General features: G+C 33.7%; 15 protein-coding genes and 1 tRNA gene. 10 read left to right on the plus strand and 6 right to left on the minus strand.

The window, feature by feature from the left end:
- Window positions 1–14 precede the first annotated feature (14 nt).
- The 3 genes from K0R77_RS13330 (at window position 15) to K0R77_RS13340 (ending at window position 4,234) form a co-directional block, all read left to right on the plus strand.
- Entirely contained in the window at window positions 15–236 is a 222-nt protein-coding gene (locus tag K0R77_RS13330; protein ID WP_300353221.1) for a hypothetical protein, read from the plus strand.
- A gap of 61 nt (window positions 237–297) precedes the next feature.
- Window positions 298–2,841, plus strand: coding sequence for a YfhO family protein (locus tag K0R77_RS13335; RefSeq protein WP_300353223.1), 2,544 nt, complete (start codon window positions 298–300; stop codon window positions 2,839–2,841).
- Window positions 2,842–2,932: 91 nt separating this feature from the next.
- The gene (locus tag K0R77_RS13340; protein WP_300353226.1) at window positions 2,933–4,234 is read left to right on the plus strand and encodes a glycosyl transferase family 1; all 1,302 of its coding nucleotides are present in this window, start codon (window positions 2,933–2,935) and stop codon (window positions 4,232–4,234) included.
- 27 nt (window positions 4,235–4,261) lie between these two features.
- On the opposite strand, the gene K0R77_RS13345 is transcribed toward K0R77_RS13340, so the two are convergent.
- A complete protein-coding gene (locus K0R77_RS13345; RefSeq protein ID WP_300353230.1) occupies window positions 4,262–4,897 on the minus strand; it encodes a hypothetical protein in 636 nt (211 codons plus the stop codon).
- Between the two features lie 126 nt (window positions 4,898–5,023).
- Between K0R77_RS13345 and K0R77_RS13350 the strand changes: the two genes are divergently transcribed.
- Window positions 5,024–5,986, plus strand: a complete 963-nt coding sequence (locus tag K0R77_RS13350; RefSeq protein WP_300353233.1) for a YpdA family putative bacillithiol disulfide reductase — start codon at window positions 5,024–5,026, stop codon at window positions 5,984–5,986.
- Window positions 5,987–6,037: 51 nt separating this feature from the next.
- A complete protein-coding gene (locus tag K0R77_RS13355) occupies window positions 6,038–7,030 on the plus strand; it encodes a S41 family peptidase (RefSeq protein WP_300353236.1) in 993 nt (330 codons plus the stop codon).
- 6 nt (window positions 7,031–7,036) lie between these two features.
- Here the strand turns inward: K0R77_RS13355 and K0R77_RS13360 are convergent, their stop codons facing one another.
- From K0R77_RS13360 to fbp, 5 genes are all read right to left on the minus strand, one after another.
- The gene (locus K0R77_RS13360) at window positions 7,037–9,067 is read right to left on the minus strand and encodes a TonB-dependent receptor (RefSeq protein ID WP_300353238.1); all 2,031 of its coding nucleotides are present in this window, start codon (window positions 9,065–9,067) and stop codon (window positions 7,037–7,039) included.
- 128 nt (window positions 9,068–9,195) lie between these two features.
- Window positions 9,196–10,359, minus strand: a complete 1,164-nt coding sequence (locus K0R77_RS13365) for an MFS transporter (protein ID WP_300353295.1) — start codon at window positions 10,357–10,359, stop codon at window positions 9,196–9,198.
- A gap of 266 nt (window positions 10,360–10,625) precedes the next feature.
- Window positions 10,626–12,299, minus strand: a complete 1,674-nt coding sequence (locus K0R77_RS13370) for a glutamine--tRNA ligase/YqeY domain fusion protein (RefSeq protein ID WP_300353298.1) — start codon at window positions 12,297–12,299, stop codon at window positions 10,626–10,628.
- A gap of 703 nt (window positions 12,300–13,002) precedes the next feature.
- A complete protein-coding gene (locus K0R77_RS13375; protein ID WP_300353241.1) occupies window positions 13,003–14,007 on the minus strand; it encodes an o-succinylbenzoate synthase in 1,005 nt (334 codons plus the stop codon).
- Complete coding sequence (gene fbp, locus K0R77_RS13380; protein WP_300353243.1) at window positions 14,008–15,024, minus strand: class 1 fructose-bisphosphatase; 1,017 nt, start codon at window positions 15,022–15,024, stop codon at window positions 14,008–14,010.
- 237 nt (window positions 15,025–15,261) lie between these two features.
- Here fbp and K0R77_RS13385 point away from each other — a divergent pair, with 237 nt between their 5' ends.
- The 5 genes from K0R77_RS13385 to K0R77_RS13405 all read left to right on the plus strand — a co-directional run bounded on the left by K0R77_RS13385 (window position 15,262) and on the right by K0R77_RS13405 (window position 20,506).
- Window positions 15,262–16,500 (plus strand): aspartate kinase, encoded by a 1,239-nt coding sequence (locus K0R77_RS13385; protein ID WP_300353246.1) that lies wholly within the window; start codon window positions 15,262–15,264, stop codon window positions 16,498–16,500.
- Window positions 16,501–16,522: 22 nt separating this feature from the next.
- Window positions 16,523–18,364, plus strand: coding sequence for a lysophospholipid acyltransferase family protein (locus tag K0R77_RS13390; protein WP_300353249.1), 1,842 nt, complete (start codon window positions 16,523–16,525; stop codon window positions 18,362–18,364).
- Between the two features lie 108 nt (window positions 18,365–18,472).
- Window positions 18,473–18,545: transfer RNA gene (locus K0R77_RS13395), tRNA-Phe, on the plus strand.
- Window positions 18,546–18,674: 129 nt separating this feature from the next.
- Window positions 18,675–19,850, plus strand: a complete 1,176-nt coding sequence (locus tag K0R77_RS13400; protein WP_300353252.1) for a thioredoxin fold domain-containing protein — start codon at window positions 18,675–18,677, stop codon at window positions 19,848–19,850.
- A gap of 47 nt (window positions 19,851–19,897) precedes the next feature.
- Window positions 19,898–20,506, plus strand: coding sequence for a DUF3575 domain-containing protein (locus K0R77_RS13405; RefSeq protein ID WP_300353300.1), 609 nt, complete (start codon window positions 19,898–19,900; stop codon window positions 20,504–20,506).

The raw sequence follows: 20,506 nt of genomic DNA on the forward strand, positions 1-20,506 counted from the left end.
AAATATAAATAATTATGTCTTTAATTAAAGGTATTTTTGAGGTAGTTCTCGCTACCATTATTATTTTCTTTGTCTGGAATATTTTGAAAAGAATATTCTTCAACAAATTTTATAAATATACTGGTTTCAGACCTAACAACAATCAGGAAAAGGAAACCAAAAAAACAAATATTGAGAAAAAAGTAAAGTGGGACGCAGAAACTGTGGACTATGAGGAAGTGAAAGAGAAAAGATAGTTTATTAAGTATTTTCTTAATCTCAAAAACATCTAAAATTTAATATCTACTGATAACCAAAATGGCAAAAAATAAAAACTTAATTTACATTGCAATTTCCATCGTTGCATTCTTAGTTTTAGCATTTTTATACTCCACACCTGTATTTACAGGAAAGCAACTTTTCCAGCATGATATTGTTCAGTATCGAGGTGGTGCAAAAGAACTTATCGACTACAGAGATAGCTTCGATAAAGAAACGTATTGGAGTGACTCTATGTTTGGAGGAATGCCGACTTATCAAATGGGTAGCCGTTTTGAGGGTGATATTATAAAAAAATTAGACAGCTATCTGAACATTCTTCCGAGACCTGTCAACTATCTTTTTCTTTTATTTTCAGGGTTTTTCCTTTTGGGAATGGTCGCTGTCAGGAATTGGAAATACGCACTTCTGGGAGCCACGTTTTTTGGACTTTCAACCTATTTTTATATTATTATTGCAGCAGGACACAACGGAAAAGTTAATACCATAGAATATTTTGCGCCACTTTTAGCAGGAATTTTATTGGTTTATATCCGAAAAAAGTATGTTCTTGGATTTATCGTCACTACCCTATTCTTCGGATTACAGGTTGCCGCCAATCATCCTCAGATGACCTATTATTTATTTTTGGGACTAGGATTTTTATTTTTATCTGAATTAATCAGAGCCATTCTGAAGAAAACTCCTATGAAGCATTTTCTGATCTCATCCGGAATTATTGCTTCAGCTTTAGCAATTGGTGTTGGCATGAATTCTCAGCGAATCATGGCCAACTCTGAATACATTAAAGAAACAGTAAGAGGAAAACAGATTTTAAATACCGAAAATCACACAGCAGGAAATTCAGGAATGGATAAAGAAAGTATTTTGATGTGGAGTTATGGTAAACTGGAAACTTTAAACCTTTTTATCCCAAGATTAATGGGAGGTGGAAGCCAGGAACCTGAAGCCGCAGAAATGATGGAAAAAGTACAACAGCTGGTACAAGACAATGTCACTTCACAAGCTGAATATGACAGAATTTCCAAAGGTTTCGGAAGCGTTACTTATTGGGGCGACCAACCGGGAACTTCAGGACCAGCTTATCAGGGAGCAATCGTATGTTTCTTAGCACTTTTAGGGTTCTTCTTTGCATCAAAAAAATACCGTTACTGGATTTTAGGAGCAACAATTCTGACGATTCTTTTAGCCTGGGGAAGCAATTTTATGCCGCTTTCAAATTTCTTTATTGAATATATTCCTTTTTACAGCAAATTCAGAGCGCCGTCTTCTATTTTGGTAGTTGTGGAATTATTATTCCCTTTAATTGCCATTATTGGACTCTACAGATTTTATACAGATTCAAAATTAGAGGAAGATTATAAAAAGAAAGTTCTTACTTATGTGAGCGGAGGAGTTTTAGGTTTAACTTTAATATTTATTCTTTTCGGAAAATCATTATTAGGTTTCCATACCGATAATGAAAAGACTTATTTACCTCCTTTCTTATTGGATTATTTAACGGAAGAAAGATTCAAATTATTCAGAATTGATGCGATAAAGACATTGCTCTATGTTGGAATTACCGCAGCTGTTTTATTCTTTAGTTTAAAACAGAAATTAAATCAGAATGTTGCTTTGATTATCATCGGAGCAGTAAGTTTATTTGATCTTTGGACGGTCAACAAACGTTATCTGAATGATGAAAATTATGTTGATAAAATCTTCGCTGAAAACCCTTTCCAAACGGAAGGTTCAGATTATTTAGCTGAAAAAGTAGGAGATAATCCAAATTTACAATCGATTTTAGCAAGTATTCCGGTAAATAAAACTTTGGAAACGATTGCTGAAAAAGACAAAAAACATTACAGAGTTTACAATCAGATTTTAGGTGTGACGAGCGAAACCAATACTTCTTATTTCACATCCTCAATTGGTGGTTATCATGCAGTAAGATTGAGACGTTATGATGATTTATTAAATGAATATATCTCAAACGCAGATAGCGTAAAAACTCCAAAAATCCTGAATTTACTGAATACAAAATACATGATTTTCGGAAATCCGCAAGAGCCACAAGTTGTTCCTAATCCTAATGCGAATGGAAATGCTTGGTTTGTTGCTGATCTGAAATTTGTCAATACTCCGGACGAAGAAATTAAATCACTCGGAAATATTGATTCTAAAAAAACGGCCGTAATAAACACTTCTGATAAAGCTTATTTCAATGGAAAACAAGTTCAGGCAGACTCTACAGCTTCCATCAATTTAACAAAGTATGAAGCTAACGAATTGGAATTTAAATCCCAATCAAAGACTCCGCAGTTAGCTATTATCTCAGAGATTTATTATCCTCACGGCTGGAAAATGTTTGTTGACGAAAAAGAAGTTCCTTACATCAAAGCAGATTACCTTTTACGTGCAGTACACGTTCCTGCCGGTGAACACAGCATCAGAATGATCTTTGAGCCTGAAGTGATCGCTACAGGAAAATGGATTTCTTTACTTTGCTTCGGATTGTTTATTGTGTTGAGCGGTTTCGGAATATATTTTATTTATCGCAAAAAAGACAAAAGAAAAAATTTAGTTTCAGAAAAAGTATAAATTTTGTTTGTCATCCCGTACGAATCTAAACAACTCTTAAAAATTTACTTTAAAAACTTTGTCCAGATTCCTACGGGAGGACAAAAAGAATATGGAACAAAAAAAAATCCTTATCATCACGTATTACTGGCCTCCTGCAGGTGGACCTGGAGTTCAGCGATGGTTGAAGTTTGCAAAATATCTACCAGAATTTGGCTGGGAACCAATCATTTTCACTCCGGAAAACCCAAGCTATCCTTTGTTGGATGAGAGTTTGGTGAAAGACATTCCTGAGAACTTAGAAATTATTAAAACTAAAATCTGGGAACCTTATCAGTTGGCAGAAAAACTCAATAAAAGCAATAAAAAATTCAAAGCCGGGCAGTTTGATGTAGGAAATAACCAAAGCTGGAAATCTAAATTATCCATTTGGGTGCGCGGAAATTTTTTCATTCCCGATGCGAGAGTTTTTTGGGTGCAGCCTTCTGTGAAATTTTTAGAGCAATATTTAAAGATTAATACAATTGATGTTGTCGTAACTTCAGGACCTCCACATTCTTTACATCTGATTGGTTTACGATTGAAAAATAAATTTCCAAATATTAAATGGATTGCCGATTTCCGTGATCCGTGGACGGAAATTTCTTATTATAAACATCTAAAACTTACGAATAAATCAGATAAAAAACACCGTCAACTGGAAAGTGAAGTTTTCAAAAATGCAGATATCACTTTAGCAACAAGCTACACCGATGCTGAAAATTTCAGAAAAAACGGAGCCAATGCAGTTTGTATTACAAATGGCTTTGATGAATCAGATGCTGAAAAGACTCTAAAACATTCAATCTCTCAAAGTCTCAAACAAGAGAAATTCACATTGAGTTATATCGGAGTTTTAGAACAATTGAGAAACCCTGAAAATCTTTGGAAATCGCTTGATGATTTGGTGAAATCAAACGCAGATTTTGCTGAAAATTTCAGGTTAAAATTTGTGGGAAGGATTGATAATAAAATTTTGCAATCTATTGAAAGCTCAAGTTTAAAAAATCACATCGACAATCTTGGCTATTTGTCGCACGATAAAGCAATTGATGAAATGGCAAATTCTTCAATGCTGCTGATTACAAACTTCCCGAATGAGTCTTCAAAAGGAATTATTCCCGGAAAAATATTTGAATATCTGGCTACAGGAAAATACATTATTTCCTTTGGACCTAATGAAGCCGATGTCTCTAAAATTTTAGATGAAACGAATGCCGGGAAACATTTCAGCTATCAGGATTCTGAAGCTATAAAAAATTTCATAATTGAAAAATTTAATCTTTGGAAAAGTGGAAATCTTTTAGAAAATACTGGAAATATTGAGCAGTTTTCGAGAAGAAATTTAACCCAACAACTTTCTGAAATCCTGTAAAATTTCATTTTTCAGAGAAATGGAATTTTAAATTGTCCATTCGTCATTGATCACAGCAACAATATAATATTTTCCGTCAAATTCTTCAAAGACAAAACGTAAAGAATTCCAATCCATTCCGCCGTTTTTTTCTGAGCCTGAAAGAAAATTTTCCGTAAAATCAGAATTTGGGTAGATCTCTTTTAAATTATTGAGTGAATTTCCTCCGCCAAGAAATTTATTGAAGGCATATTCAGATTTTGTAAAATCCTTTTTGAAAACCCAATCTTTAAGATAAGCATTAAGAGTTGCTTTATAAATTTCACCCGACCCATCTCTCGATCCCCAGATAAAAACAGTTTTTGATGATTGGTATTTTTCAAAATCTGCTCTTGAAAAATGTTTGTCCTCATTTTTGTTGACAAAAGCATACATCGAAAATCTCACTCCCTTTTGTGGATGAATGTAGTTGGCAAAAATATCATAATAACCAATTTTTAAAGCTTGTAAAACTTCATCATTAGTTTTTTTCAAAGCAACTTCTGTAGACAGAGCATCTTGTTTTGTATCGGTTCTTTCGTTTGATCTTTTGAGATTATCTGTTGAAATTGCAGGATTTTTATCTTGTTTTTTCTCACATGACAATGCAAATAAAAATAAAAGTATTGCAAAAAGTTTTCTCATTCTAAAATTTTCACAAAAAGTCCAAAACCAATGCCACCTTTGGGTTGTTCGAAAAGTGTTTTTGAGTGATTTATTTTCCTATTAAAACCAACTCTTTTGCTTAACGTATTTTCGTAAATTTGTTAAATGGAAATTTTAGATATTCTCATTATCGGAGCCGGACCAATCGGTTTAAATTGTGCTCTCGAAGCCAGAAAAAACAATCTCAGCTACTTAATTATCGAAAAAGGGACAATTGTTAACTCGCTTTACAATTATCCTCTGTATATGAGATTTTTTTCGACTGCCGAAAAGTTAGAAATTAATGAAATTCCGTTTATTTCTGCAGCTCCAAAACCTGGAAGACAAGAAGCTTTGGAATATTATCAGGGAATTGCAAGACAGAAAAAACTGAATATCAATTTGTATGAGAAGGTTTTAAACGTATCTAAAAGAGAAGAAATATTTGAAATTAAAACTTCTAAATCAAAATATTTGGCAAAAAACGTCATCATCTCAACAGGTTTCTATGATATTCCAAATCTAATGAACATTCCTGGAGAAGATTTAAGTAAAGTTCAACACTATTATACAGAACCTTACCCTTACGCCAAGCAAAAAATCGTTGTAGTCGGGTCAAGTAATTCTTCGGTAGATGCTGCATTGGAAACCTATAGAAAAGGCGCTGAAGTAACGATGATCATTCGACATTCGGAGATTTCCGAAAACGTAAAATATTGGGTAAAACCGGATATAGAAAACCGAATTAATGAAGGAAGTATCAAAGCTCATTTTAATTCTGAATTATTAGAAATTAAAGAAAACTCTGTTATTTTCAAGAATGAACATGGTGAAACCCAGGAAATTGCAAATGATTTTGTTTTAGCAATGACCGGTTATCTACCCGACTTTGATTTTCTTAAAAATTCAGGAATTGATCTTCAGGGAGATTGTCTGAATCCTGTTTACAATCCAGAGACAATGGAATCTAATATTTCGAATTTATATTTGGCGGGTGTAGTTTGTGGCGGAAAAGACACCCATCTCTGGTTTATTGAAAATTCAAGAATTCATGCGGAAATGATTGTAAGAGATATTCTTTCAAAGTAATATTTTAATTGTAAATCCATCGTAAAGTACCTTAATTGTTAAATATCCAATATGAAAAAACTTATCATTATCACTCTAATTACACTTTTTTCCTCAAATTCTCTTTTAGCTCAATCTGATAGCATTACAATATATGTTACCAAAGCGCTGAAAATTATGAAAAACAAATCGGTCAATAAATCGAGGCTGAATTGGGATGAAATATTTGATAAAACTTTAAAAGAATCTTCAAATGCAAAAACCATTAAAGATACTTATCCGGCTATTAAAAATGCACTAAGTTCTTTAAACGATTCTCATTCTAATTTTTATCCTGAAGAAGTAGTACGAGCTTACACGTTGGGCTACAAAGCAACAGGTCAGAAGTTTCCGGTAATTAAAGGTGAGTTGCTAAAAAACCAGTATGCCTACATAAGTTTACCAGACATCGGATCGTTCAACAAAGATGATTGGAACTTGTATATCAATACTTTTTACGCTAAAGTTAATGACTTACAAAAACATCATCCAAAAGGGTGGATTATTGATCTGAGAGGAAATTTCGGAGGAATGCTTTATCCTATGTATGCTGCTGTTGCTCCTTTTTTAGATAGTAAAAATGCAGTAGGAACAAAGGATGCTGAAGGAAAAATTGAATATTATAATTATAAAAAAGGTAAGTTTTATGAAGGTTCAACGGCAACCCAACTATTTCAGTTGACCCAGAATGAGCCCAAAACCATAAAAAAACCAATTGCAATATTGGTAAATAAAGTTACAGGAAGTTCTGCCGAATTCATCACAGCTGCATTTGTAGGTCAAAAAAATGTAAATATCATTGGAACAAATACGCAGGGCTTAACATCGGGAAATCAGGAATACAAATTATTGGACGGATCTTTTCTTGTATTAACCATTGGCAATATCGTTGACAGAACGGGAAAAGAATATTCTAAAATCGGCGAAGGAATTGCTCCAAATATCAAGATCGAAAATACAACTGACGAAACAAAAAACAATGAAGCCTATCTGAAAAAGGCATTTGACTACATTGATGGTGAATAAAAAGAATTACAAATCAACCTTCACTCCCAAAACAAAACTTCGCTTAGCTGCAGGATTATAATAACGGTTTCCGAAAGCATTGATATCAAAACCCAAAACATAATCCGTATTATATAAATTCTGAACTTGAAAAAATAAATTCATTGTTGTTTTTTCAAATTGTACAGGAAATCTGAATTGGATATTTCCCACAATATTTGAATCTGACCAAACAGTATTGGCATCATTTAAAGGCATTTTTGAAGTATAAAAATGAGAATAATCGACTGAAATTTGATTAAAGAAAGTAAAACTTAATAAACTGTTGACTGTCGTTTGTGGAACTCCTGTTAAATCATTTCCAGAAAAATCTGTTTCACCTTGCTGATAATTTTTAAACTTAAACTGATAAAAACTTCCTGAAAATCTGAATTTAAAGCTACTGAAAAAATTATTCTTTAAATTGAAATTTTTAGATTCCAAAAGAACTTCCAAACCTTTCTGAACTGTTTCACCTGAATTTACAAAAAATTCCTGTCCGCGCTCATTTTGTCTTCTGACAATCGCATCTTTCATTCTGAAATCAAAATAATTGGCTTCCGCAAATAATGTATTTCCAAACTGTTTTCTTACTCCGACTTCTTTATTCCAACCATATTCGGGAACGAGATTTAGATTAAATTCCTGATTCGATGAACGGATTTCTTCGTTAGTCGGAGCAGAATTTCCTTTACCAACTTTTCCGCGAACCGAAAAACCTTTTCCGATAAGATACGTCAGTCCAAAATTAGGAAGAAGCTGATCTTTAAATTTCGTTTTCCCACTTTCAGAGCTTGGAAAAATCTTTTCCCATTCGTAAGCATTTGAATTTAAACTTAATGAAATATCCGAGAACAGCTTTTTGTTAAAATTTAATTTCTGTGAAACAAAAAAGAATCCTGAATTGTTTTGAAGCTTATCAAAATTCTGAGGATTACCTTCTATTCCTTTGTTATTATCAAAGTTTTTAATGAAAATATGATTCGTTCCGCCTTCAAAACCCAATCTCCATTCTGCAGCAATATTCTCACAATTTTGAGAATAATTCAGGTGTGTTCTCAATGCAAAATTATTCTCAAAACGGTTTTCAAAATTGGTGATAAATGGATTCTCAAAGTCAACATAAGAACCCTGAACCAAAACAAAATGCGACAGATTTGGAATAATTTTCAACTCATGAGAAATGCCCGCTAAAATCATTTTATTACGAATTCCTGCATCCTGTTCTTTTGCTCCGGGAAGAGTTGCAGTTCCTGGTCTTGCCTGTTTTCTATTGAGCTGCATTTGTTCTAAGGTCAGTCCTCCCGGAGTTTGATAATCAATATCAGAAAGGAGAATCATTGCTTTCAGTTCAGCATTTTTTGAATACTGAAAATTATCTTTTATGAAAACCTGTTTTCTTTCCACCGCAGACTGTTCACGGTAAGAATCTGTCCGGTAATAATTCTGGAAAATCTGGAAAAAATGTTTTCCAAATTGTTTTGAAAAATTTAAGCTTTCATTAAAGGTTCCATAACTTCCAACAGAAATATTAGCCGAAGTGTTTTCTGAATTCTGTGTTTGTAATAAAACCGTTCCGCCGGTTGCAGCCCCAAAATCACCACTTTCCGGACCTTTAAAAATTTCTATTCTATTAATAAGCTCAGGAGAAATCACATTAAAATAAGTATTTCCTGATGCGTCAGAAAGAATAAAATCATCCAAATACACTTTCACATTTCGAACTCCGAATGGCGATCGCAAAGTGCTTCCACGAAGAGAAATCCTATAACTTCCGGGAGAGCGTTCCTCCATTCTTGCTCCTGCAATCTGATTGACAGATTCTAATAATCTTTCGGGTGGATTCTGATTCAATAAATTTTCTGAAACAACAGAAACCGATTTTGTAGATGCAATGAATGAAGTCGGTTTTTTGTAAGCATCAATTTTTACTTCCGAAATTAATGTCGCAGAATCTTTCTTTTGCGAAAGAACTAGTGAAGTATAAAAAGTGAATGCTAAAAAGTATAATTTGGTCATGAAATGGTTTGTACACTTGCATCAGCAAATATTGTACAGTTTTTGGAATTTGTTGCGGTTTAATTTTAAATAAAAAGAAAGCCGCAGATATTATATCATACGGCTTTCTTTTTTTAATTGATTTTAATTTAAACTTTTTTGTCCTTTATCATCCACGGAACAATAAAATAAAAACCGATGGCAATGATGGTTGCTAAAATTCCGGTTCCGATCCATAAAATATTAAACCCGAATTTTTCAGCAATTAATGTTCCTAAATATGGTGTTATGATAAATGCAATTGAAAATGAGATTCCATTCAGGCCCATATAAGCTCCTTTATTATTTTCTCCGGAACGTAAAGCGGTGATTGTTGACATAAAAGGAAGCGTCCAGATTTCTCCGATGCACAGCAAAGTCATTGAAATGAGTAATGCGATCAAGCTATAATCGAAAGCCAACATTGCATAGGAAAATCCACAAATAAATGTCCCAATAAGCATGGTAATCGCTAAACTAAAATATTTTTCGGCGATCTGTACCAATCCCATTTCGAGTAGAACTACTAAAAAACCACTGTATCCCAAGATGAATCCGATATTTTGCTGACTTAAATGGGCTGTATCTTTATAAAAAATCGTTAATGTACTGAATAACTGAAAGAAACAGATAGAAAACAGCATACAGAATAAACAGTAGATCAAAAACTTACCATCAAAATAAGGTGAGTTCTCTTTCTTAATTTCTATGACTTCTTTTACTTTTTTAGCTTTTATTTTTGCGAGTTTATTTCTGTTATAAAAAAACGAAATATAGAGTAAACCAGCCAATAAAGCCGCTAAAGCATTGCTGTAAAACAAAAACTCATAAGAAATTGCAGATAGAATTCCTCCTAAAGCGGGACCGATTGAAAATCCTAAATTCACCGCCATTCGGTTGAGTGAAAATGCTCTTGTAATATTTTCGGGTTTAGCATATTTTGTAATTGCCACAGAATTCGCAGGACGGAAAGCATCGCTTACAATACTTTGAAGCAATATTATTAAAGCAACTCCAACTTCAGTTTTAAAAATCGGAATTAAACAAAATAAAGGTACACTGAGCAATAAACTGACATACTGCACTTTGTATTCTCCAACTTTGTCTGTAATGTAACCACCAAGCCATGATCCGATTACTGAACCGATTCCGAAAAAGCTTAACACAATTCCTGTGTTTTCTATACTGAAATGCAGATGTGTAGTCATATATACTCCCAAAAACGGAAGTACCATTGAGCCGGAACGATTGATCAGCATTACCAATGCCAACATCCAGCTTTCTTTTGAAAGTCCTTTAAATGAACTTGTATATATATGTATAAGTTTCACAATTTTTCTTTTAATGATTAATAACGTCACTTCGAGTAGATTTTTAAAGAAAATCATATCAAGAAGTTTGAGATTCCTGAGTTGTCTTTTTATCGCAGGTTCTCGATAAATTTTTCACCGCTTTGCGGATAAAAACACTCAAACAGACGAAAAAAAACAGGACTTAAAAAATTAAGCCCTGTTTCATTTATAGTGATATAAATAAATTTTTACTCCGGCTTATAAGAGTCTTTTAATGTTACGGTTCTGTTGAATACCATTTTGGTATCCGTTGAGTCCTGATCTTTGGTAAAATATCCAATTCTTTGGAACTGAAGCGGTTCTCCCACAGCAACATCCTTCAAACTTGGCTCAGCAAATCCCTGAACTATAGACACAGAATTCGGGTTGACGAAATTCAGGAAATCTACATCTTTCTCAGCATCAGGCTGCTCTACAGTAAATAAGTTGTCGTAAATTCTTACCTCCACAGGAATTGCATGCTGCGCAGAAACCCAGTGTAAAGTACCTTTTACTTTTCTTAAACTTTCTTCTGTTCCGCTTCCTGACTTAGATTTTTCGTCATAAGTTGCGTAAATCGTCGTGATTTCTCCGTTTTCATCTTTCTCCACTCTTTCAGCTTTGATGATGTAAGCAGATTTTAAACGGACTTCTCCGCCTAATTTTAATCTGAAGAACTTATTATTCGCTTCTTCCTTAAAGTCTTCACGCTCAATATATAATTCTCTTGAGAACGGAACTTCTCTCGTTCCGGCATTTTCCTGTTCAGGATTATTCTCAGTTTCTAACCATTCTTCTTTTCCTTCAGGATAGTTTTCAATGACCAGTTTTACAGGATCTACGACTGTCATGACTCGTTTTGAAACTTTATTCAAATCTTCACGCACGCAGAAATCCAATAACTGAATTGAAATAAGATTTTCTCTTTTTGCAACTCCTACTTTATCAATAAAATTCCTGATCGAAGTCGGTGTAAAGCCTTTTCTTCTCATCCCGGAAATTGTAGGCATTCTCGGGTCGTCCCAACCCGTAACTACGTTTTCAGCGACAAGTCTCTGCAATTTTCTTTTGGAAGTGATCATGTAAGACACATTCATCCTTGCAAATTCTCTTTGCTTCGGTGCTACTTTAGATTCGTCATAAACCTGCTCCAGATACCAATTATAAAGCGGTCTGTGATTTTCAAATTCTAAAGAACATAGTGAATGCGAAACCTGCTCTAAATAATCAGATTCACCATGAGCCCAATCATACATCGGATAAATTTTCCAGTCTGTACCCGTTCTGTGATGTGGTTTGTTTAAAATTCTGTACATCACAGGATCACGCATATTCATATTTGGTGAAACCATATCGATTTTTGCACGAAGAGACATTGAACCACTTTCAAACTCACCATTTTTCATCCTTTCGAATAAATCTAAAGACTCTTCCACAGGACGGTTTCTATAAGGTGATTCTATACCTGGCTCAGCAGGATTTTTTCTCTGCTCGGTAATCACTTCAGACGGTTGTTCGTCTACATAAGCTTTTCCGTCTTTGATCAACTGAACGGCCCAATCGTAAAGTTGTTGGAAGTAATCAGATGCATACAAAACTTTATCCCATTTGAAACCTAACCATTCTACATCTTTCATGATAGAATCTACAAATTCCTGCTCTTCTTTTTCAGGGTTTGTATCATCAAAACGAAGGTTTACGGGTGCATTGTATTTTTCACCCAAACCAAAGTTGATGCAGATCGCTTTTGTATGACCTACATGCAGATAACCATTGGGTTCAGGCGGAAAACGGAAACGGATCTGATCATTTCTCATACCGTTTGCCAAATCATCTTCTATAATTTGCTCAATAAAATTGAGTGACTTTTTTTCTTCTTCCATTAGAATAAACTTACGTTGCTGCATAATTTATACAACAATCTGCAAATTTAAGAAAATTTAAGGTTTAAAAAAAACGATATTTTAACCTTCAGTTCATTTACAAATAAAAAATTTTTCGGAAATTTATACAACCAAACTACTTTCACAAACTATTAATAATGTCTGCCTACATTCTCAGCAATCGTACGATCATTCGTTATAAAGGTAAAAAAAATGAACCTTTATCTAGCGATGAATATTCAATCCTAAATATCAGGATCGCTAAATATAATTTTGGCAATTATGCAGAGCCTAAACTCCAAGCAAAAGATTATTTCAACAGAAAAATTTCAGATTACAAACTGTTAACAATTATTGATCTTAAAAAATCATTCATAGACAATTTTAAATCGTCTACTTCGCATATATTGAATATTGACCTTTCTTACAAAGTTTTCGATGCTTTTATTTCAAAATTTTGGAAGAGCAGGCGGTTAAACTTTGAAAATTTTAAATATCACTAATAAACACATTATAACTAAAATTGGCACAAAATTTGTACTAGCCAACTACCTTAAACTAAATCAAACTATATTATGAAAAATCTTAAAAAAAAGTTTTCTTATATTTTAGAATATATAAAGGAAGCATTGTTCATCAGAAAAGACGTGATTTAAGCACACAAAGTTTAATTTTAACCTGAATTATAGATTAGAAAATTACTTTATTCTTTAAAAAACAACCGATCATTATTTAGCTCTAATTTAGTTTCAAAATTATTGGTAAATAAACTTCCGGTCCCCAAACCTTGTGGCATTTGACTATTTTTCGTAAAAGTGTACTGTGCAATTGCACTCAGACCTATATTACTTTCTAATGCAGAGGTAATCCACCAACCAATATTTCTCTGCTCAGCTAGAGATATCCACTCATCAGAACCTGTAAAACCACCAACTAAAGAGGGTTTTAAAATGATATATTGAGGTTTAACTGTTTCTAACAGGTCTTTCTTTTTATTTAAATCAATAATTGCGATAAGTTCTTCATCTAAAGCAATCGGAGTCGGCGTTTCGGCACACAATTCAGCCATACCCTTCCAATCTACTGCTTTTATTGGCTGTTCAATTGAATGAATATTTAAGTTTGCCAATTGTCGCAGTACAATTTTAGCTTCATCTTTAGAAAATCCGCCGTTTGCGTCAACACGAAGCTCCAATTGATCTTTTGAAAATTTCTCTCTTAATTTTTGAAGAATTAAGTGTTCAGATTTCCAGTCTACACCGATTTTCAATTTAATACAATGAAATCCATCTTTAAGTTTTTCATGGATTTGCTCTTCCATAAAACCAATATCTCCCATCCAGATCAAACCATTGATCATCATTGAAGATCTTCCATCCGTAAATTCACTTGGAAAATACAAATTCCTCCCATGCTTTAAATTCAAAACAGCCTGTTCGTATCCAAACCAAATTGATGGAAACTCTTTTAATTCTTGATTTAAAAATTCGGAATCTTTTTGAATATTTTCACACAACCATTTCAATTTTTCTTCATAATCTGGTCGGTCATCAAAACTCAGTCCTCTGAAAATTGCGCACTCTCCTATTCCTTTTTTTCCATCCTTTGAAATTTCCAGAATAAAAGTTTCTTTTTCATACAAAACGCCACGAGATGTTCCACTCGGGCGTTTGAATTTTAATAAATATCTGTAATATCCTGCTTTCATTTATTTTACGCTGTCAATTCGCATAAATTCTTCTGCTTTTTCTACCATATCAACACTTCCACAGAAAAATGGTATTCTTTGATGGAGTTCGGTCGGCTCAACTTCCATGATTCTCCTGAAACCGTCGGTAGCTTTTCCTCCTGCCTGTTCCGCCAAAAATGCCATTGGATTACACTCATACAATAGTCTTAGTTTTCCGTTTGGTGCCTGAGAATAAGACGGGTACATATAAATTCCTCCCTTTAACATATTTCTGTGAAAATCAGCAACTAAAGAACCAATATATCTTGATGTATAAGGTCTGTCGCCTTCTTCCATCTGACAATATTTCAGATAATTTTTTACTCCCTGAGGAAATTTGATATAATTTCCTTCGTTGATGGAATAAATTTTACCTGTTTTTGGGAAAGTCATGTTCGGATGAGACAGATAATAAGTTCCTAAAGACGGGTCTAAAGTAAATCCGTTAACACCGTTCCCTGTCGTATAAACGATCATTGTTGACGAACCGTAAATTACATATCCTGCAGCAATCTGATTGATTCCTTTTTGTAAAAAATCCTGTAACTGAACCGGTGTTCCCGGCTCGGTAACTCGTCGGTAGATTGAGAAAATAGTTCCTACAGAAACATTTACGTCGATATTTGATGAACCGTCAAGAGGATCGATTAAAACCACATATTTGCTCAGATGACCGTTTTCTCCACATTTGATATCGATAAAATCATCGTTCTCTTCTGAAGCAATACCGCATACAACTTCTCTTTGCGATAATGCCGTTATAAAAATATCATTGGCAATGACATCAAGCTTCTGCTGCTCTTCTCCCTGGATATTCTGATTGCCGGCAGCACCGGTGATATCTACAATTCCTGCTTTGTTTACTTCTCTGTTGACCACTTTTGACGCCAGTCTTATCGCACTTAGAAGACGTGAAAATTCTCCTGTAGAATACTGGAAATCTTCCTGTTTATCAATTAAAAATTCTCCTAAGGTCTGTAATGGTTGATCTGACATTTTTATACTTTTACGTTTGCTTCAAATTTCGTAAAAATTATCCGACCTGAAAGAATTTTCTTCAAAATCATTTAAATCACTGAATTACAAAACATTAACCTTTAAACATTAGAATTTTAAACAATTATGCCATAATTATTAATCACCGAATCGTGCTCTTTCATATCTCATCGTAAATTTATAATTTTGACGTTTCAAAAAATTTTATTTATCTAACAATTTTATTTTAAATCTTAAATGAAAATTTTCAAGTTTGGTGGAGCTTCCGTGAAAGATGCCGAAAGTGTAAAAAATGTGTCAATGGTTTTAAAAAGCCAGGGCTTTGAGAAATGTCTGCTTGTCATCTCGGCAATGGGTAAAACCACCAATGAGCTAGAGAAAGTAGTAGAACTCTATTTTAAAAAAGAAGACTATCAAACTGAAATTGAAAAGATAAAACAGAAGCACATTGAAATAGCTAAGGGGCTTTTCCAGAACGATCATTTGGTTTTTGACGAAATCAATCTGTTTTTTGATGATATTGTTTCATTTTTAAGAAGAAACAAGTCTCCGAATTACAACTTCGTATACGATCAGGTAGTGAGCTGCGGTGAAATGATCTCTACTAAGATTGTCAGTGAATATCTGAACGACATTCAGTTTACCAATCAGTGGTTGGATGCAAGAGATTATATCAAAACTGATGATTCTTACAGAGACGGAATTGTTAATTGGCAGAAAACAGAAGAATTTATCGCTACACTGAATCCTGCAATCTCTTATGTAACCCAAGGTTTTATTGGTTCAGATGATAATAATTTCACAGTAACTTTAGGAAGAGAAGGTTCAGATTATTCTGCTGCAATTTTTGCGTATTGCTTAAATGCCGAAGCTATGACCATCTGGAAAGACGTTCCGGGAGTAATGACAGGAGATCCAAGAAAATTCAAAGATGTTTCGTTGCTTTCCAATATTTCTTACGAAGAAGCTATTGAAATGGCGTATTACGGAGCAAGTATCATTCACCCGAAAACATTACAGCCATTACAGCAGAAAAATATTCCTTTTTATGTAAAATCTTTCGTAGATCCTACAAAAGACGGAACAAAAGTAGGAGCTTCTGAAAAAAATCAAAATGAAGAATCTTATATTTTAAAAGAAAATCAAACCTTATTAAAAATCTCAACAAGAGACTTCTCATTTATTGCAGAAGATCATATGAGTCTGGTTTTCGGATATTTATCTAAATACAAAATCAAAGTTTCTTTAATGCAGAACTCTGCAATTTCGTTAGCTTTATGTCTGGAAGACAAATTTTTGAAAATTGATGAGCTGAACGAAGAACTTCAGAAAGTATTTAAAACTGATGTAATAAAAAATGTATCTTTATTTACAGTGAGGAATGCAAAAATGGAAAACATCGGTAAATTTTACCAGGAAAAAAGTGTATTATTGGAGCAGATTGCAAAAAATACGCTTCAAATGGTAACACAATAAAACTAATCACGACTAAAAACACATGAGCTTAATTTCGAAAAATGATTTAATCAAAGCTTCGGGCTTAAATAAACTGGGATTTCTGAAGAATCCTATTGCGTCCGCAGTGATGAGCCTTGCCAAAATAAATGAAGTAAACAGACTGTATGACAAGTTAAGAGAAAAGGAAGGCAAAGATTTTTTCGACTCATTTGTTAGAGAAAGGAATTTAAGTTATATCGCATTTTCTGAAGATTTGGCAAAGATACCAAAGACAGGTCCATTCATATTGGTTTCAAACCATCCGCTTGGTGCTATCGACGGAATTCTGATGTGCAAAGTCTTGTCAGAAGTGCGTCCCGATTTCAAAGTGATGGGTAATTTTCTTTTAGAGAAAATAGAACCAATGGAGCCCTATGTAATTCCTGTAAACCCCTTTGAAGGAAAGAAAGAAATCCGCAACAGCTCGACCGGAATGCGAGAAACATTAAAGCATCTTGAAAATGGTGGCTGTGTAGGAATTTTTCCTGCAGGTGAAGTTTCGAACAAAAACAATCCTTATGGAGAAATTCTTGATAAAGAGTGGGAAAAACCTGCTTTAAAGCTGATAAAAATGGCAAAAGTACCAGTCGTTCCTATGTATTTCCATGCGAAAAACAGTACGCTTTTTTATCAGGTCTCAAAAATTCATCCAAATTTGCAGACTTTACTGCTTCCTGCAGAAATGATGAATGACAGGGAAAAACCCATCAGAATCAGAATAGGAAAACCTATCACCGTAAAGGCAATGGATGACATGGAAACCATTGAAGAATTGGGAGAATTTCTGAGGCGTAAGGTTTATATGATGAAATCTTACTATGAAAAAAGAAAATCTCTTGCACAGGTTATTAACCTTAAAAATTTATCATTAAAATTTCAGCTATTAAGAGAAGAAAATATCGTTCAGAATATTATCGATGAAACTCCAAAAGAAGATATCTTAAAAGATATTAACAAGCTGAAAGGTACCGACAAAATGCTTTTCAGTAATGGTAATTACGAGATTTATTTCACACCTTATGAACAGATTCCTTCTGTGATGAGAGAGATCGGGAGGCAGCGTGAACTGACTTTCCGTGCGGTTGGTGAAGGCAGTAATTTACCTTTTGATCTCGATGAATACGACAAGCATTATCATCATCTTTTCCTTTGGGACAATGCTGCAGAAAAACTTGCGGGAGCTTACAGAATGGCTCTAGGCAAGGATGTGATGAAGAAATACGGAATCAAAGGATTCTACACCAGTTCGTTATTTGAGTTTGAGCAAGACATCCACCCATTCTTCAAAAAGGTTATTGAGATGGGAAGAGCATACATCTGTGAAGAATATCAGCAGAAACCACTTCCGCTTTTCCTTTTATGGAGGGGAATCGTACATGTTTGCCTTCGCAATCCTGATCATAAATTTCTGATGGGGGGAGTAAGTATTTCCAATAAATTTTCAGAGTTTTCAAAATCGTTAATGATTGAGTTTATGCGTTCAAATTATTACGATTCTGCTGTTGCACAGTACATTACTCCGAGAAACGAATACAAAGTGAAACTCCGTGACAGAGACAAAAATCTATTTTTCGATGAAATGGAATCTGATCTTAATAAACTTGATAAAATCATCGATGACCTTGAGCCGGAATTGAGATTGCCTGTTTTAATTAAAAAATATATCAAGCAAAATGCGAAAGTGATCGCATTCAATGTAGATCCGAACTTCAATGATGCTATTGACGGATTGATGTATATCAGAATAAGCGATCTTCCTGAAAGCACGATAAAACCTGTATTAGAAGAAATGAGCGAACAGATAAGGAAGGAGCAGGAAAATAATACTCCTGAAAATCAGTAAGTTTTTAATTTTTGTTAAAAAAAAACCGTTAATACTTGCTTCATATATCAAAACTTACTACTTTTGCATCACTTTAAAACACCGAAGTAGAACAAACAAAAATATATTGGTTTCTTAGCTCAGTTGGTAGAGCAATGGATTGAAAATCCATGTGTCCCTGGTTCGATTCCTGGAGAAACCACAAAACCACCTTTTTAAGAGGACCTTTTTAAGAGGTGGTTTTTTATATAACCTACATACTTTTAAAATTATTTAACAATTCTAATCCCTCAAAATTAAGTATCTTCGCTTATTAAATTTAGAAGAAGCAATGAAAAAGATCATCTCCGGATTATTTATTTTTATCACCATACTTACATTTGCTCAGGACGAAATTCAGTTTGAGGATATTCCTTTGAAAGATCTTATTGCAAAAGCAAAGAAAGAGAATAAACTCGTTTTTATCGATGCATACGCTTCCTGGTGCGGTCCCTGCAAAATGATGGAAAAAAATATTTTCACAAAAAAATCTGTGGGTGATTTTTACAATAAAAATTTTGTCAATGCAAGAATCGACATGGAAAAAGGTGAAGGCAGAGAAGTTGCGCAGAAATTCGGTGTACGTTCTTATCCTACTTATTTATTCCTGAATGGAGATGGTGAATTGGTTTCTCAGAATTATGGCTATATGGAAGAAAGTATTTTCCTGACAATGGCGCAGGACATTAATTCTCCCAACAATAAAAAGGGCTCACTGAAAGAACGTTTTGCCAAAGGAGAAAAAGACCGTGATTTTCTGATCAACATCATGAAGCTTAATTCAAATACTGATTATGAATTTGCAAAGCAGGCATCTGAAAGGTATTTTGCAAACAGAAAAAAGACAGACGAATTTACAAAAGAAGATGTAGGATTCCTTTTATATTTCTTAAAATCAACACAAGATGTTAATTATAAAACCTTTGTTTCTCAAAAGGCTGAAATTATAAAATTTTTACCTGAAGAAAATTATAACGAGTTTAATAACCAATTGGTTTTAGCTAAAGTTGTGCAGGAATCTATTGACGACAAGAATAAAAAAATCAATGAAGATTACTTCATGAAAACTGCAGAGCCTTTGGTAGGAAAAGAAGCAGCGATTCTTAAACTCAACCAGACAAAATTGAGTTACTATGAGCAAAATTCAAATTTCTCAGAATATGAAAAAGCAGCTTTGGATTATTATAAAAATGCTGATTCATTTGAACCCAACGAGCTTTTAAAAGCAGCCTGGATTTTCTCTGATCACATCAGAACAAAATCTTCTCTTAAGAAAGCAGCAGAATGGGCAGAAAAATCAGTAATGAGAGGTGAAACTGCTGAAAACACTTATATTTTAGCAAAAATTTATTTTAATCTCGGCATTACTGATATCGCTAAAAATTATGCAGAAATGTCTAAAACGATAGCTGAACAAGCCGGAAAAGACGCAACTTTAGCAAAAGAATTATTAAATAAAATCAAATAGGAAACAATTTGAAATATAAATTTTTTATTGCAGCACTAAGTTTATTTTTGATGATAAATATGCATGCTCAGGAAAATCAAACCTTGGAAAATGATTCAAAATCTGAAAAACTTTATATAAAAGGAAATGCTTTGCTTATTCCTATCGGAATAGTTAATGCAGGATTAGAATACCAGCTTAATAATAAATTTACTCTACAAGGTGATGTTTTAATATCTCCCTGGAAATCTTTTGCAGGACATGAAGCACAGATTTATATGGGAACTATTGAAGGAAGATATTATTTTAAAGAAGCTTTTAAAGGATGGCATATAGGAGGTAATGTTTCTTTTGGAACATACATTGTACAAAAGCCTAATTATTGGAACGACAACGTTTATGTAGATGCTCAAGTAGGAATACCCAGTCAATACATTAATTCTCAACTTTATCAGAAAGGATTTTCTTTTCTTTTTGGAGTCGAAGCAGGTTACCAGTTTAGATTAGCAGATAATTGGAATATGGATATTTTTGCTGGAGTTGGAACTTCGCAAGATTTTTATAAAGGATACGTTCGTGGAACCGGTGCAAGATATGACAGTGCGGATGGGTTCAACAGAAGCGGCGAGATTATTCCTTATCGTGGCGGCGTAATGATTTCTTACAGATTAAAATAA

This window comes from Chryseobacterium sp., from assembly GCF_029240215.1.
Taxonomy (GTDB): Bacteria; Bacteroidota; Bacteroidia; order Flavobacteriales; family Weeksellaceae; genus Chryseobacterium.

Coding starts and splice junctions, on each gene's coding strand:
- K0R77_RS13330 (WP_300353221.1), top strand. CDS start 15: ATGTCTTTAATTAAAGGTATTTTTGAGGTAGTTCTCGCTACCATTATT.
- K0R77_RS13335 (WP_300353223.1), top strand. CDS start 298: ATGGCAAAAAATAAAAACTTAATTTACATTGCAATTTCCATCGTTGCA.
- K0R77_RS13340 (WP_300353226.1), top strand. CDS start 2,933: ATGGAACAAAAAAAAATCCTTATCATCACGTATTACTGGCCTCCTGCA.
- K0R77_RS13345 (WP_300353230.1), bottom strand. CDS start 4,897: ATGAGAAAACTTTTTGCAATACTTTTATTTTTATTTGCATTGTCATGT.
- K0R77_RS13350 (WP_300353233.1), top strand. CDS start 5,024: ATGGAAATTTTAGATATTCTCATTATCGGAGCCGGACCAATCGGTTTA.
- K0R77_RS13355 (WP_300353236.1), top strand. CDS start 6,038: ATGAAAAAACTTATCATTATCACTCTAATTACACTTTTTTCCTCAAAT.
- K0R77_RS13360 (WP_300353238.1), bottom strand. CDS start 9,067: ATGACCAAATTATACTTTTTAGCATTCACTTTTTATACTTCACTAGTT.
- K0R77_RS13365 (WP_300353295.1), bottom strand. CDS start 10,359: ATGTTGGCATTGGTAATGCTGATCAATCGTTCCGGCTCAATGGTACTT.
- K0R77_RS13370 (WP_300353298.1), bottom strand. CDS start 12,299: ATGGAAGAAGAAAAAAAGTCACTCAATTTTATTGAGCAAATTATAGAA.
- K0R77_RS13375 (WP_300353241.1), bottom strand. CDS start 14,007: ATGAAAGCAGGATATTACAGATATTTATTAAAATTCAAACGCCCGAGT.
- fbp (WP_300353243.1), bottom strand. CDS start 15,024: ATGTCAGATCAACCATTACAGACCTTAGGAGAATTTTTAATTGATAAA.
- K0R77_RS13385 (WP_300353246.1), top strand. CDS start 15,262: ATGAAAATTTTCAAGTTTGGTGGAGCTTCCGTGAAAGATGCCGAAAGT.
- K0R77_RS13390 (WP_300353249.1), top strand. CDS start 16,523: ATGAGCTTAATTTCGAAAAATGATTTAATCAAAGCTTCGGGCTTAAAT.
- K0R77_RS13400 (WP_300353252.1), top strand. CDS start 18,675: ATGAAAAAGATCATCTCCGGATTATTTATTTTTATCACCATACTTACA.